The sequence below is a fragment of the Haloglomus salinum genome, from assembly GCF_024298825.1.
Lineage (GTDB): Archaea > Halobacteriota > Halobacteria > Halobacteriales > Haloarculaceae > Haloglomus > Haloglomus salinum.
This window is the reverse complement of the sequence record NZ_CP101153.1, coordinates 3439562-3452815: the sequence shown is the minus strand read 5'-3', so window position 1 is coordinate 3452815 and position 13254 is coordinate 3439562. Positions and strand designations below refer to the sequence as shown.

At 69.9% G+C, this 13254-nt stretch carries 12 protein-coding genes; 6 read left to right on the top strand and 6 right to left on the bottom strand.

What is annotated here, in order from left to right; genetic code table 11:
* Positions 1–146: 146 nt before the first annotated feature.
* A complete protein-coding gene (locus NL115_RS16820; RefSeq protein WP_254830487.1) occupies positions 147–1100 on the top strand; it encodes an ABC transporter ATP-binding protein in 954 nt (317 codons plus the stop codon).
* Positions 1097–1978, top strand: coding sequence for an ABC transporter permease (locus NL115_RS16815; protein ID WP_254830486.1), 882 nt, complete (start codon positions 1097–1099; stop codon positions 1976–1978). The genes NL115_RS16820 and NL115_RS16815 overlap by 4 nt, the downstream gene beginning before the upstream one ends.
* Positions 1979–2029: 51 nt before the next feature.
* On the opposite strand, the gene NL115_RS16810 is transcribed toward NL115_RS16815, so the two are convergent.
* Both NL115_RS16810 and NL115_RS16805 read right to left on the bottom strand, forming a co-directional pair.
* Positions 2030–2431 carry a hypothetical protein gene (locus tag NL115_RS16810; RefSeq protein WP_254830485.1) on the bottom strand — a complete coding sequence of 134 codons (402 nt, stop codon included), beginning with the start codon at positions 2429–2431 and terminating at the stop codon, positions 2030–2032.
* Between the two features lie 50 nt (positions 2432–2481).
* Positions 2482–4182 carry a methylmalonyl-CoA mutase family protein gene (locus NL115_RS16805; protein WP_254830484.1) on the bottom strand — a complete coding sequence of 567 codons (1701 nt, stop codon included), beginning with the start codon at positions 4180–4182 and terminating at the stop codon, positions 2482–2484.
* Positions 4183–4285: 103 nt separating this feature from the next.
* Here NL115_RS16805 and NL115_RS16800 point away from each other — a divergent pair, with 103 nt between their 5' ends.
* The gene (locus tag NL115_RS16800; protein WP_254830483.1) at positions 4286–4708 is read left to right on the top strand and encodes a DUF7522 family protein; all 423 of its coding nucleotides are present in this window, start codon (positions 4286–4288) and stop codon (positions 4706–4708) included.
* A 33-nt stretch (positions 4709–4741) separates the two neighbouring features.
* Here the strand turns inward: NL115_RS16800 and NL115_RS16795 are convergent, their stop codons facing one another.
* The 4 genes from NL115_RS16795 to NL115_RS16780 form a co-directional block, all read right to left on the bottom strand.
* Entirely contained in the window at positions 4742–5602 is an 861-nt protein-coding gene (locus NL115_RS16795; protein ID WP_254830482.1) for an ABC transporter permease, read from the bottom strand.
* The gene (locus NL115_RS16790) at positions 5599–6648 is read right to left on the bottom strand and encodes an ABC transporter ATP-binding protein (RefSeq protein WP_254830481.1); all 1050 of its coding nucleotides are present in this window, start codon (positions 6646–6648) and stop codon (positions 5599–5601) included. The genes NL115_RS16795 and NL115_RS16790 overlap by 4 nt, the downstream gene beginning before the upstream one ends.
* 41 nt (positions 6649–6689) lie before the next feature.
* Positions 6690–7496, bottom strand: a complete 807-nt coding sequence (locus NL115_RS16785) for a CBS pair associated ParBc domain-containing protein (protein ID WP_254830480.1) — start codon at positions 7494–7496, stop codon at positions 6690–6692.
* Between the two features lie 78 nt (positions 7497–7574).
* Complete coding sequence (locus NL115_RS16780; RefSeq protein ID WP_254830479.1) at positions 7575–9197, bottom strand: DHH family phosphoesterase; 1623 nt, start codon at positions 9195–9197, stop codon at positions 7575–7577.
* Positions 9198–9336: 139 nt separating this feature from the next.
* Between NL115_RS16780 and NL115_RS16775 the strand changes: the two genes are divergently transcribed.
* The 3 genes from NL115_RS16775 to NL115_RS16765 all read left to right on the top strand — a co-directional run bounded on the left by NL115_RS16775 (position 9337) and on the right by NL115_RS16765 (position 13213).
* Entirely contained in the window at positions 9337–10050 is a 714-nt protein-coding gene (locus NL115_RS16775; protein ID WP_254830478.1) for a protein sorting system archaetidylserine synthase, read from the top strand.
* A gap of 57 nt (positions 10051–10107) precedes the next feature.
* Positions 10108–11535: a HEAT repeat domain-containing protein gene (locus tag NL115_RS16770; protein ID WP_254830477.1), complete on the top strand. Its 1428-nt coding sequence runs from the start codon at positions 10108–10110 to the stop codon at positions 11533–11535.
* Between the two features lie 124 nt (positions 11536–11659).
* Positions 11660–13213 (top strand): phospholipase D-like domain-containing protein, encoded by a 1554-nt coding sequence (locus tag NL115_RS16765; RefSeq protein ID WP_254830476.1) that lies wholly within the window; start codon positions 11660–11662, stop codon positions 13211–13213.
* Positions 13214–13254: the final 41 nt, after the last annotated feature.

Below are 13254 nucleotides of genomic sequence, written 5' to 3'. Positions count from 1 at the left end.
GCATTAAACGTTGCATATAATCGGGCGGAAGCGCCCGGTCGGTCATCGCCGGCCGAGCCTCGCGGACGAAGAAGACTTATGCCGGACTCGGCCGCTCTCCCGACGATGCACGGTCCCCCACCCCTCCGCTACCGCGAGGTGACGGCATGAGTGTCGTCGAGCTCGACGGCCTCCGGAAGTCGTACGGTGACGTGACCGCACTCCGTGGTGTCGACCTCACCGTCGAGGCCGGCGAGGTGTTCGGCTTCCTCGGCCCGAACGGCGCCGGCAAGTCGACAACCATCAACATCATGCTCGACTTCGCCTCGCCGACTGCCGGCGACGTGCGCGTCCTCGGCGAGGACCCACAGCGCGACTCCGTGCCGGTGCGTCGCCGAACGGGCTCGCTGCTGGAGGGCTACGGCGTCTACGAACACCTCACCGCGCGCGAACACGTCGAGCACGCCATCGAGACGCGCGCAGCCGACGACGACCCCGACGAACTCGTCGCCCGCGTGAACCTCGAAGGGGCGGCCGACCGCCGGGCCGGCGGCTTCTCGAAGGGGATGAAACAGCGCCTCGCACTCGCGGTGGCGCTCGTCGACGACCCCGACCTGCTCGTGCTGGACGAGCCATCGACGGGGCTCGACCCGAACGGTGCGCGCACGCTCCGGGACATCGTCCGCGAGGAGCGCGACCGGGGCGCGACCGTCTTCTTCTCCTCGCACATCCTCGAACAGGTCGAGGCCGTCGCCGACGAGGTCGGTATCCTCTACGACGGGGAGATCGTCGCCGAGGACTCCGTCGGCACCCTCCGCGACGAACTCGGCGCCGGTAGCACGCTCGTCGTCGAGTTGACGGGCGACCCGGACCCGCTGTCGGGCATCGAGGCCATCGAGGGTGTCAGGGACGTCCGGTTCCCGAACGGGCAACTGGAGGCCGTCTGTGACGACGCCGACACCAAACTGCGCGTTCTCAACCGGGTGTCGGAGGCCGGCCGCCTCGGCGAGTTCGACGTACGCGAGGCGTCGCTCGGCGAGGTCTTCTCGAAGTACACGGACGGCGAGCGGGCCGACGCGTCGACGGACCGGGCACCCGCGACCGACGGGGGCGACCGATGACCTGGAACCACGTCTTCCGGCGCGACCTCCTGTCGACCTACCGGTCGCGGCTGGTGCCGGCCGTCGCGGTCCTGCTGGTCCTGGCCACCGCCGGAATCGTTCTGGGGATGTACGCGCTCGACAACTACGGTCCACCGCCGGACCGACAGACCGCGGTGTTCGCCATCGGGGCGATATCACACGTGCTGGTGCCGCTGGTCGGGTTGCTCGCCGCCTACTCGTCGCTGGTCGGCGAGCGCGAGTCCGGGAGCGTCCGGTTCCTCCTGGGTCTGCCCAACTCCCGGCTCGACGCCTTCGCCGGCAAGTTCCTCTCCCGGCTGACGGCGGTCGCCGCACCGCTCACGGCCGGGCTGCTGGTCTGTACCGTCGCCGTCGGCGCGCTGTTCCAGAACGGCTCCTACGTCGCCATGCTCGGCCTGACGGCCGTGACGCTGCTGTTCGCCCTCCTGTTCGTCGGTATGGGGATGGCGCTCTCGGCGGTCGTCTCCACCTCGACGCGGGCCGTGGTCGGTGCCGTCGGCGTCTTCGCGGTCTTCCGCGGGCTCTGGCCGGCCCTGCAGATGGTCCTGCTCGAGGTGCAGAACGTCGACCGGTACCCGTTCCCGCCGGAGTGGTACTTCTGGATCGGCCGGGTGAATCCCCTCAACGCGTACGTGAAGCTGACCACGGAGTTCGCCGACTTCGGCACCAGGGACCACCCGCTACTCACGCGGACCGTCGCGACGGACTACAATCCGGCCACCGAGGAGGTGGTCGTCGAGGCGAGCGTCGACTCCATCGCCGTCACCTCGGAGTTCGCCGCGGTCGTGCTGGTGGTCTGGACCGTCGTGGTGCCGCTCGTCGCGCTGGCGGTGTGGCGGCGTCGTGACCTGCTCTGAGGAGTACTCGTAGAACTCCAGGGTTCCAGCCTTACGAACCCGTTTGACCGATTATTCCGGCTGCTCGTACCCAGTCTGCTCCCTCTCGTCACCACGTGCCCGCGCTCGGTGGGCGAGACCGCCGCCGAACACCCCACCGACGGCCCCACCGATGATGTCGAGAACGAGCACGAACACGGCGAACCCCTCGAACGCGCCGCCGTTCGGGAGCGCGGGCGGGAACGTCCCGGAGAGCGCGAGCGCGAGGACGGACCAGCCGGCGAGGTAGCCGAGGCCGCCGAGGGACCCGACGACGGCGCCGAGGCCGGCGTTGCGACGACGTGACCGCGTGACGAGGGCCGCAGCGAGCCCCCCGCCGACGGCCGGGGCGAGCGCCGGAACGGGGAGCATCGCGACGACGGTCCCGACGGCGCCCGCCGCGCGCAGTGACGTGGATTCGTCCGGGGAGGACACGGGAGCGGCTACGACGGCGCCGAGTAAAGGTGTTCTCCGTTCGGCCGGCGTCAGGCCAGTCCGATCTTCTCCTGGTACTCGCCGTACTGGGCCTCGAAGACCTGCATAATCTCGCCCATCGTGGCGTACGCCTTCACCGCGTCGACGATGTACGGCATCGTGTTCTCGTCGTTCTCGATGGCCTCGTCGAGCGCGTCCAGCGCCGCCGCCACCTCGTCGTCGTCGCGCTCCGATTTCACCCGTTCGAGCCGCTCGAGTTGCCGGTCCCGCGTGTCCTCGTCCACGTGGAGGATGTCGAGGTCAGGGTCGTCGTCGATCTGGTACTGGTTGACCCCGACGACGACCTCCTCGCCGGCGTCGACGCGCTGCTGGTACTCGTAGGAGGCCTCCTGTATCTCCCGGTGGAAGTAGCCCCGGTCGATGCCTGCGAGGACGCCATCACGCATCGAGCCGTCGCCCATCTCCCGGATGGCCTCGAGGTAGTCCATAATCTCGGCCTCCATCTCGTCGGTGAGTTTCTCGACCGCGAAGCTCCCGCCGAGCGGGTCGACCGTGTCGCCGACGCCGGACTCCTCGGCGAGAATCTGCTGGGTCCGGAGCGCCACCCGCACCGCATCCTCGCTCGGGAGCGCGAGCGCCTCGTCGTAGGAGTTGGTGTGGAGACTCTGCGTGCCGCCCAGCACCGCGGCCATCGCCTGCACGGTCGTCCGGACGATGTTGTTGAGCGGTTGCTGGGCGGTCAGGGACTGGCCGGCCGTCTGCGTGTGGAACTTCAGGCGCTTCGAGGCGTCGGCTTCGGCGTCGTACCACTCGTCCATGACGCGGGCGTACACCCGGCGCGAGGCGCGGAACTTCGCGACCTCCTCCAGCATGGAGTTGTGGGAGTTGAAGAAGAAGCTCAGCTGGGGCGCCACCTCGTCGACAGCCAGCCCGCGGTCCATCGTGTCCTCGACGTAGGCGAAGCCGTCAGCGAGGGTGAACGCGGCCTCCTGGGCCGCGGTGGAACCGGCCTCGCGGATGTGGTATCCCGACACCGAGACGGGGTAGAACTTCGGGGTGTTCTCGATGGCGAACTCGATGGTGTCGGTGACCAGCTCCAGCGACGGCTCGGGCGGGATGACCCACTCCTTCTGCGCGATGAACTCCTTGAGCATGTCGTTCTGGAGGGTGCCACGCACCTGCTCGCGGGAGACGCCCTGCTGGTCGGCCAGCGCGAGATACATCGCGTAGATGACCGCCGCGGAGGGGTTGATGGTGAACGACGTGCTCACCTCACCGATGTCGATGCCGTCGAACAGCACCTCCATGTCCGCGAGCGTGTCGACCGCGACGCCCTCCTTGCCGACCTCGCCGAGGCTCATCGGGTCGTCCGAGTCCAGTCCCATCAGCGACGGCATGTCGAACGCCGTCGAGAGGCCGGTCTGGCCCTCGTCGATGAGGTAGTGGAACCGCTCGTTGGTCTCCTCGGCGGTCCCGAAGCCGGCGAACTGGCGCATCGTCCAGGTGCGCCCGCGGTACATCGTCGGGTACGGCCCGCGGGTGTACGGCGGCTCCCCGGGCATCCCCAGGTCCTCGTCGTAATCGATATCGTCCACGTCGTCGGGCGTGTAGAGGCGGTCGATATCGTGGTTGGAGACGGTGACGAACTCCTCTTTGCGCTCGCCGCCCCGTTCGAGCCACGGGTCCAGGGTGTCTGCCTCCCACTCCTCACGGGATTCCCGGATGGATTCGAGGTCCTCCTCGTCGAACATACGCCCGGCTTCGCGCCGTCCCGGCAAGAAGGTTGGCGTGCAGGCGGTCGGCTTCGGTGCCGGTCGTCCGGGGATTCAAGCGCGTGGAGTGTCACCGAAACCCATGCCTCCAAGCGGCGACGGTGACGCTGGTGGCCACCCCACCGACGTGGGAGCACTCGTCGAGTACCTGCGGAGCCGCTTCGGCGACAGCCTCCGGAGTTGTGTGGTCTACGACGGGTCGGGGGTGACGCTTCATTTCGCCCGCAGAGATATCTCCGAAACAGCAGTTCACTCGCGCGTCGAGCGCATCAACCGCCTCTACGAGGCCGAGCAGGCGGCTCGCGCGCCGACCGAGAACGACCCCGAATTCGGCCCGCTGCACGCGTCGGTGCATGTCTTCGGGGAGGCGGTGGTCGTCCACCTGTTGCTTCCCGACGGCTCTGCAGTCGGCATCTCGACGGACCACGCCGTCGGCGGTCGGCTCTCCGGCTTCGTGAAGGACTGCCTCGATGTCCTCTACACGGACGACCGGCCGAGTTCGTAGTGTCGAGCGAGTGCGAAACGGTTCCGGGGCTGGTCAGTACTTCCCCAGTTTGCCACCGGCGCGTGCCCGGCGGGCGAGCCACCCGAAGACGACGTGCCCGACGGCGACGTAGACGACCGCCTCGACCACCAGCAGCGCGAGGTCGGTGGCCGGCAGTTGCCACAGCCGTAGTCCCTCGCCCATCGCGCTCCGGAGGAGGTCCGCGCCGAGCGCGAGCGGCAACAGCTTCAACAGCGGGTAGGCGTCGACCGGCGCCGCCACCAGCCCAACGAAGCTGAACTGGACGATCTGGAACACGTTCTCGACGCGCTTGAACAGGAGCGCCAGTCCCCCCAGCACGTATCCCACGCCGACCGCAGGGCCCAGCGCCAGGATTCCCAGTGGCACGACCGTCAGCGGGTCGAGCGCGAGACCCTTGCCGGTGGTGAGCAACATCAGGCCGAGCAGGACGACCCCGAACGCGAACGCGACGAGGATATTGACGGCCGTCTTCAGGAAGACGACGCGACGGAAGCCCAGCGGGGACATGTAGAGCTGTTCGAGCGTCCCCCACTGGGCCTCGCGGACGAGTTCCCACGACAGGTCCGAGTACGCGACCGTCGCCATCAGCAGGAGGAAGAACCCGACGATGATACCTGTCAGCGAGTTCGTGATGGCCTGTGGCGCGACGGCCCGGCCGCCGAAGAACAGCAGCGCGAAGAAGACGTAGATGGTGAACAGGTTCGTCACCGTGTTGAACGCGTACCTGACACGGAGGATGAGCGACTTGTACGCGACCGCCCGCGCGAGGACGTACGACTCCGTGAGGCTCGCGCGGCCATCGCGCGTGGTCGCCGAGCGTGTCTCGGGCGCGACGGCCCCGTCGTCCGGCCGCCCGTCGTCGTCCACGCTCACTCCGCACGCACCTCCGTCCGGCCATCGTCGCTCGTGTCCGCCCGCCCGTCGCGGCGCGTGAGCCGGAGGAACGCCTCCTCGAGGTCGGTCTCCCGGGTCGAGACGGCGACCACCTCGACCTCCGCGTCCCGGAGCCCGTCGACGAGGTCGTAGAACCGGCCCTCCGGGACCGTCGCGGTGAACCGGGTCCCGTCGGGTGTCTCGAGGAACCCGTCGGCGTCGAACTCGCTCTCGAGCGTCCTCCGGGCCCCTTCCAGCGTCCCGGCGACCGTCACCTCGTACTCCCGGGTTCGGAACAGGCCGACGAGGTTCTCGACGGCGTCGTCCGCGACGACACGTCCCTCGTTCATCACGACGGCACGGTCACAGACCGCCTGCACCGTGTCCATATCGTGGCTCGACAGCAGCACCGTTCGCCCCTCCTCCTCGGCGAGCCGACGGATGCGCGTCCGGAGGTCGCGGGTCGCCTCCACGTCCAGCCCCAGGGTCGGTTCGTCGAGGAAGACGACGGGCGTCTCACGTGCGAGCGTCGCGGCCAGCGCCACCTTCCCCTTCATGCCGCGGGAGAAATCGTTGACCGCGTCGTCCGCGCGGTCCAGCAGGCCGAGCGACTCGAGGAGCCGGTCGTGGTCCTCCCGTCGCGTCCGGGGGTCGATTCCCTGCAGGGACGCGAAGAAGGAGAGGTTCTCGCGGGGCGTGAGTCGCCAGTAGATGTTGCGGGCTCCCTCCAGCATCGCGCCGACGTGACGGTACGCGGCGGCCGTCTCCTCGTGGACGTCGGTACCGAACACCTCGCAGCGCCCCTCGGTCGGAACGAGGAGGCCGAGCGCAGCCTTCAGCGTCGTCGTCTTGCCAGCCCCGTTCGGGCCGAGCAGCCCGACGACCTCGCCCCGCTCGACCGTGAACGAGGCGTCAGCGACCGCGACAACACCGTCGTCGCCGCTCCCGTACGTCTTGCGGAGGCCCCGGACCGCGACGGCGGGCGCGGCGGTGCCGTCCCGGAAGCGTCCCGCATCCGTCGCGTCACCGTCCGTCGAATCAGTCACTGCCACGTCTTGGGGCGGCACGAGCAAAAGGCCGCCGGGGCCTACCGTTCGCCCTCCTGCAGGCGGTGGGTCGTCTCGACGAGCGGATGGTGGGCGTAGTCGACCTCCTGGATGTCGTCGATAGCGTGGAGGTCCTCCTTCTCGGCGGTCTCGGCCATCCCCAGCTGGACCCGTTCGTCGAGCACGATGACGTAGGCGTCCATCTCCTCGATGCCGAGCTTGTGAGCGGCCTTGACGCGGTGGTGCCCGTCGGCGAGCAGGAGTTCGCCGACGTTGTCGATGACGACGAGGGGCTCGGCGAGGCCGTTCTCCAGCTCGTAGCTCCGCCCCTCCAGTTCGTCCGAGTACACCTTCGACTGGGTCGGGCGGAGGTCGGCGAGTTCCACCGTGCGCCGCTCCTCCGAGGCACCGACATCGTGGATGTTCTGGAGGGTCTGCATGAGCTTGTCCACCTTCCCGGGCGTGGCGCGTTCGATGTGCGAGCGGATGACATCCGCGTTCGAGATGATGCCGACGAGGTTGCCCGCGTCGTCCACGACGGGGAGCCGCTGGATACCGGAGCGGAGGATGACGCGCCCCACGTCGGTTATCTCCATATCCGGGTGCGCGACGACGAGGTCCCGGGTCATCACTTTGAATATCGGCTCGGTATCCTCGGCGAGAAGGAGGTCCCGCGCGGCGACGAACCCCTCGACCCGGCGGCCGTCACAGACGGGGAACCCGCCGTGGCCATCGGTCTCGGCCATCCGTCGTGCCACCACCCCGACCGTCTCGTCGGGCGACACCGTCTCGACGTCCCGCGTCATGTAGTCCCGGACCTGGGGTTTCTCGTCAACGCGGTCTACCATTGCCTGGTCGTGGGGGACGCGCAAGCAAAAGCGCTCCCCCAGCGGCATGGCACCGACGGTCGACGACCGGGCAGCCGGTCAGGCATCTCCCTCCCCGCCGTGCCCTTCCCCGTCCACCCGTGCCTCGTCGTCGTCCGGGGCGCTCCCGTGGTCGGAGGGCGACTCGCCGTCGGCGGTCCGGTCCCCCCGGGTGGTCCCCGACAGCCCGGTGCCGAGACGGGGGGAATCGGCCCCAATGGAGTTGCCCTGTCCGTAGACCGTGGTCGCCGCGAGGTCCGGCGTGATGTCGAGTGCCTCCAGGAAGCGCGCGTCGATGGCCTCCCGGAGGTCGTCCTCGGGGTCGTGGTCGACGCCCTCGGCCTCGTCCTCGCCGAAGCGGACCGCCAGCGCGCCGACGGGAAGCTGGGCGCCGGCCATGTCGGCGTGGCCACCTGCGCTGCCGATCTGCCCGAATGCGTCCCGAAGCGCCTGGCCGAGGTCGAGGTCGGTCCCACGCGCCCGCGCGGAGGCGTACACCATGTCGTCGGTGTAGCCGTAGACGAAGGTGACGGAGACCCCCTCGAGGTCGAGCAGCGTGTCGGCGGCCTGTGCGAGCGCGTCGCGGTCACCGGTCCGGCCGATGCAGGAGACGACCACCTCGCCGTGGACCTCCCGCTTCCGGATGGCGCGGCCGATGCACTCGAGCGTCTCCACGCTCACGGACGGCGACTCGATGCGGTCGAGCGTGTCGGCGTCAGCGTATGGCACGAGGGTGGCCGCGGCCCGGAAGTCCTCGATGGAGACCTCCCGCGAGAAGTCCATGGTATCGACCCGGATACCGAACAGGAGCCCCGTCGCGACGGCCGCCGTCGGCTCGACGGTGAACCCCTCGAGGTAGCCCGTGAGCAGGGTACTGGTCGCACCCACGTCGCTCCGGAGGTCGACGAACGAGGCCTCCACCGGCCCCCGCGGCGGATGATGGTCGATGACGATATCGACGGGCGTGTCGACGGGGAGCTGGTCGTTGACCCCCGGGCGGGAGTGGTCGACCAGGGCGAAGCCGCCGTACCTCTCTCGAGGGTCCGCCGCCGGGTCCAGTTCGACGAGGTCGAACTCCAGCAGGTTGACCAGGGCCCGGTTCTCCTGGTGGGTGATATCGCCGTAGTAGCAGGCGTCGGCCTCGGTTCCGGCCCGTTCGGCGAGCATCCGGAGCGCCACCGCCGACGCGATAGCGTCCGGGTCCGGGTTGTCGTGCATGACAACCGCGAGCCGTCCGTCGATGGCGTTGAGAACGCGATTGAGCCGCCGCAGTCGGTAGCCGGCGTCGCCCACGCGTTCGAGCAGCGCCTCTGCGACCGACCCCCCGAGGTCGACCGTCCGGTCGGCGAGGGCGGCGAGTGCCTCGCGGTCCCCGGGCGTTGGGTCAACCCCTGTGTAGGCCAGGAGGAAGGCGTCGGGGTAGGCCTCCCTCGCGGCGAGGGCCATCTCCCGGTTGCGAGCGGCCCGTGGCCCCCCGACGATGATACTGTCGACCCGGCCGGCACGGGCACGGATGGCATCCGCGTTCGTCGGGTCGGCGACCTCGGCGGTGACGCCCCCCTCCCGGAGCGAGTCAACCCGGGACTCCTCGTCGGCGAGGACCAGCAGGTCGCCGGTTCCCGATATCGAGGTCACGAGATCCCGACCGACGGAGCCACAGCCCAGCACCAGCCGGAACACCATAGCCGAGTCGAGTGCGGCCAGCCGCTAAAACCCACCGTCAGCCGGAAACGGGAACAGGGCGGCCCGAGCGGGGGCACGCGGCGTGGCCGAGCGACCGGAGAGCGAACCGACTAAGAGCGCGAGTGCCGACGCCGAGAGTATGCGCGTCCAGCCCCGCTTCGTCGGCCGTATCGGTCCCGCCGACGTGGTGACCGTGGCCAACGCGGCGCTGGGCTTCACCGCCGCCGCGGTCGCCACGGCCGACCCGGCGCTGGCAGCACGTCTCCTCCTTCTGGCCGCCATCGCGGACGGCCTCGACGGCGTCCTCGCCCGTCACTACGGCGGGACCGACGTGGGGAAGGTCCTCGACTCGCTGGCGGACGTGGCCTCCTTCGCGGTCGCGCCGGCCGTGTTCGTCTTCGCCGTCGCACGGGCGGAGTGGGGGGTGTCCCTCGACGGAGCGGGCGCGGCGACGCTCCTGCTTCCGGCACTGTTCGTCGCCGCCGCCGTCCTCCGGCTCGGTCTCTACACCGCCGAGGACGTCGACGGCGCGACGACCGAGGGCGTCCAGACGACGCTCGCCGGCACCATCCTCGCCGCCGGCTACCTCGCCGGCCTCGGCCCGCTCGCGGCGACACTGGGCACCTCTGTCGCGGCGGTCCTGCTAGGCGCGACCGGCCTGTTCGTCTACCTGATGCTCGCGCCGGTCACGTACCCCGAGCTGTTCGCCCGCGACGCGCTGGTGCTCGGGGGACTGCAGGCGCTCGCGGTACTGTTCCCGGGCGCGTTCGGGGGTGTGTTCCCCCGTAGCCTCCTGCTCGCGGCGCTCGCGTACCTCGTGCTGTCGCCGCGCTTCTACTGGCGCGAGCCCTGAGTGTCACCCGGGAAGCGAACGGAAACGCCTTTGGCGCGAATGGAACAACTCACCCCCATGAGCGACGAGGACGCGCCCGACGACCCCGAGGACTCCCCGGACGAGGCCGAGTCGGCCGAGGAAGAGGAGTTCGAGTTCGAGAACGACAGCCCGGACGAAGAGGGCGAGGAGACGCCCGACGCGTCCGCGGACACCGAGAGCGAGGATGCCGAGACCGACGAGGAAGCCGAGGAGGAGGCGCTCGCGGTCGACGTGGGCGCGGACGAACTGGACGAACAGCTCGACGAGGTGGCCGAGGCGCTGGAGGCCGCCGAGACGGAGGTCGACCTCGACGCCGTGGCGGCAGACCTCGACGACGTGGCTACGACCCTTGAGGCCGCCGACCTCCCCGAACCGGACGAGGACGACGAGGACGCTGAGGACCCCCGCGCCGAGCTGGAGGCCCGCGTCGAGGAGCTCAGGGACGGCATCGAGGAAGCCCGCGGTCCCTACGCCGAGGACGTGGTCGCAGTCGTCGAGTCGGTACAGGGGACCCTGAGCGACGCCGAGTGGACCGAACGCGGCGAGACCGAGGCCGTCGACGCGGTGGCTGCGTTCCTGGCTGCGCTAGCGGAGGAGGACCTGTCCGCGGACACGGACGCGGGCGAGACGCCTGCCGACGCCTCAGAGGCGCTCGACCACGCGGCCGAGGCTATCCAGGGGGCGGGCCTCGACGCCGACGAGGACGCCGAGACGCTCGCCGCACTGGTCGAGGCCGCCGACGGGCTGGAGGCCGGTGTCGACGACGCCGAGACGTGGGACGACCTCTCGGTTCGGCAGAAGATGGAGGCTGAGGGCTTCTACGACCGCCTCACCTCCGAGAACCGGAAGGACTTCCCCCCGGAGCTCAGCGTCGTCCGCATCGCCGAGCAGGAGAACGACCCCGAGCGCATCCTCATGGCGCTGGAGTACCTCACCAGCGAGTTCATGGAGGAGAACTGCATCGAGGCCTTCCGCCGGATGGGCCCCGAGGAGGCCTACGACGCGATGATGGAGCGTGCACAGAAGCGCGACCGCCCGGCCATCGAGGTGCTGGGGAAGATAGCCGACGACCGCGCGGTCGAGACGCTGGTCGAGTACATCCAGGACGAGTCCAACCCGCCGCTGCAGCGGACGGTCCTCCGGGCGCTCGGCGAGATCGGCAGCGAGCAGGCGACCCAGGACGTGGCCGACCGGCTGGTCGCCGAGGACCCCGAGGTCCGCGCCCGCGCCGCCCGCGCACTGGGGATGATCGGCGATACCCGTGCCATCGACCCGCTCGCCAACCGCATCACCGAGGACGACGACGATTCGGTCCGTGCTGCCGCCGTCTGGGCGCTCAACCGCATCGGTACGGAGCGTGCGCTGGAGTCGGCCGCCGCCTACGCCGACGACCGCTCGTTCATCGTGCAGGACGAGGCCGAACGGGCCGCCGACGCACTCGGGAAGGAGAAGCAGAAGGCGTAGACGGGAACGCTTCACTACGATTCCGAGAATCACCTCCACGAACTCGCCAGCTCTCTATTTCTGTACGGGGTCCACGACGTACCCGTCGCGCAGATTCAAGTAGGGTGCCGGGACCACCGTCCCTGTGCGGTACCCACAGTCGGCTCCGTCGTCCACGCGGGTACTCCGGGGAGTCCTCGCCGTAGCGACCGTACTCACCCTCGTAGCGGCCGCCGCCACGTTCGCCTGGCCGGTGGCGGGCGGCGGCGGCGCCGACGCCGGAGCCGAGATTGTTCGCGTCGTCCCGAACCCCGTCGCAGCCGAGGACCGCGGGGAGGCGGTCACGCTCTCGGTGCCGCCAGGGACGAACCTCGGTCGGTTCACGCTGGACGACGGGGAAGACCGGCTCGTGCTCCCGAACCGGACGGTCGGTGGCCGCGTGACCCTCACCGCCGCTCCGGAGGCCGTGGCGAACCGGACCGGCAACAGCACATCCGACCCCGGAACCGTCGTCGCCGTCGACCTCCCGGCGCTCGCGAACGGCGGGGAAGAACTCAGGCTACTCGTCGACGGCGTCGTGGTCGATTCGGTCACCTATCGGGACGCCCCGGAGGGCGAGGCGTACCGGCCCGGGACCGGGACATTCCGCCCAATCGGCGCGACACGGTTCTCGGTCCGGACGACCGACGGCGGTCCGGCGACGGCGTTCGTCCTGCCAGATTCGCCGGAGCCGCCAGTGGCAACACTGCGCGCCGCCGACGACCGTGTCCTCCTCGCGGGCTACACGCTCACCTCGGAGCGCGTGGTGCGCGAACTGGTTGCGGCCACCCGACGCGGCGTCCGCGTGCGAGTGCTGGTCGACGGGGCGCCCGTGGGTGGGGTATCGCGCGCCGAGGCCCACGCGCTGGATCGCCTGCGGGCCGCGGGCGTCGAGGTACGGCTCGTCGGGGGACCGCGCGCCCGATACGACTTCCACCACCCGAAGTACGCCGTGGCGGACGACCGGGCGGTCGTCCTGACGGAGAACTGGAAACCGGCGGGGACGGGCGGCAACGGCTCGCGGGGCTGGGGCATCGTCACGCGCGACGCGGAGACGGCAGCCGCACTGGCCGAGACGTTCCGGGCAGATTTCGGGGCACGCGGTGCACGGCCCTGGCCGGAAGTGCGACCACGGGACGGGTCGTTCGAGCCATCGAGCCCAGCGAACGCCTCGTACCCGACGCGGTTCCACGCGCAGTCGGTTTCGGTGGACCGCGTCGAGGTGCTGGTCGCGCCCGACAACGCCGAGCGTGCAGTCGTGCACCGTATCGACGCGGCCGACGAGTCCATCCGGGTGCTGCAGGCCACCGCCGGCAGCCCCGACCAGCCGTTCGTCCGTGCGCTCGTGCGTGCCGCCCGGCGTGGCGTCCGAGTCCGGGTCCTTCTCAACGGTGCGTGGTACGCCCGCGAGGAGAACCGGGCCGTCGTCCGCGCGCTCGACGAACGCGCCGCGGGGGAGGGGCTCGACCTGGAAGCGAAACTGGCGGAGCCACGAGGGCGCTACGGCAAGGTCCACGCGAAGGGGGTCGTCATCGACGGCGAGACCGTCGTGGTCGGCTCGATGAACTGGAACAGAAGCGAGAGTCTATTAACAGACTGTCCCCGGACACTCATCTATGGCCGAACCCGACATGAGTTACACCGAGTTTCCCTGCAATGAGTGTGGGGAAGTGGTGGACATAGAATCGGACGAAACCGTTG

What these genes read in the sequence shown, in the direction of transcription:
- NL115_RS16820 (WP_254830487.1), top strand. Translation starts at nt 147, where the DNA reads ATGAGTGTCGTCGAGCTCGACGGCCTCCGGAAGTCGTACGGTGACGTG.
- NL115_RS16815 (WP_254830486.1), top strand. Translation starts at nt 1,097, where the DNA reads ATGACCTGGAACCACGTCTTCCGGCGCGACCTCCTGTCGACCTACCGG.
- NL115_RS16805 (WP_254830484.1), bottom strand. Translation starts at nt 4,182, where the DNA reads ATGTTCGACGAGGAGGACCTCGAATCCATCCGGGAATCCCGTGAGGAG.
- NL115_RS16800 (WP_254830483.1), top strand. Translation starts at nt 4,286, where the DNA reads ATGCCTCCAAGCGGCGACGGTGACGCTGGTGGCCACCCCACCGACGTG.
- NL115_RS16785 (WP_254830480.1), bottom strand. Translation starts at nt 7,496, where the DNA reads ATGGTAGACCGCGTTGACGAGAAACCCCAGGTCCGGGACTACATGACG.
- NL115_RS16780 (WP_254830479.1), bottom strand. Translation starts at nt 9,197, where the DNA reads ATGGTGTTCCGGCTGGTGCTGGGCTGTGGCTCCGTCGGTCGGGATCTC.
- NL115_RS16775 (WP_254830478.1), top strand. Translation starts at nt 9,337, where the DNA reads ATGCGCGTCCAGCCCCGCTTCGTCGGCCGTATCGGTCCCGCCGACGTG.
- NL115_RS16770 (WP_254830477.1), top strand. Translation starts at nt 10,108, where the DNA reads ATGAGCGACGAGGACGCGCCCGACGACCCCGAGGACTCCCCGGACGAG.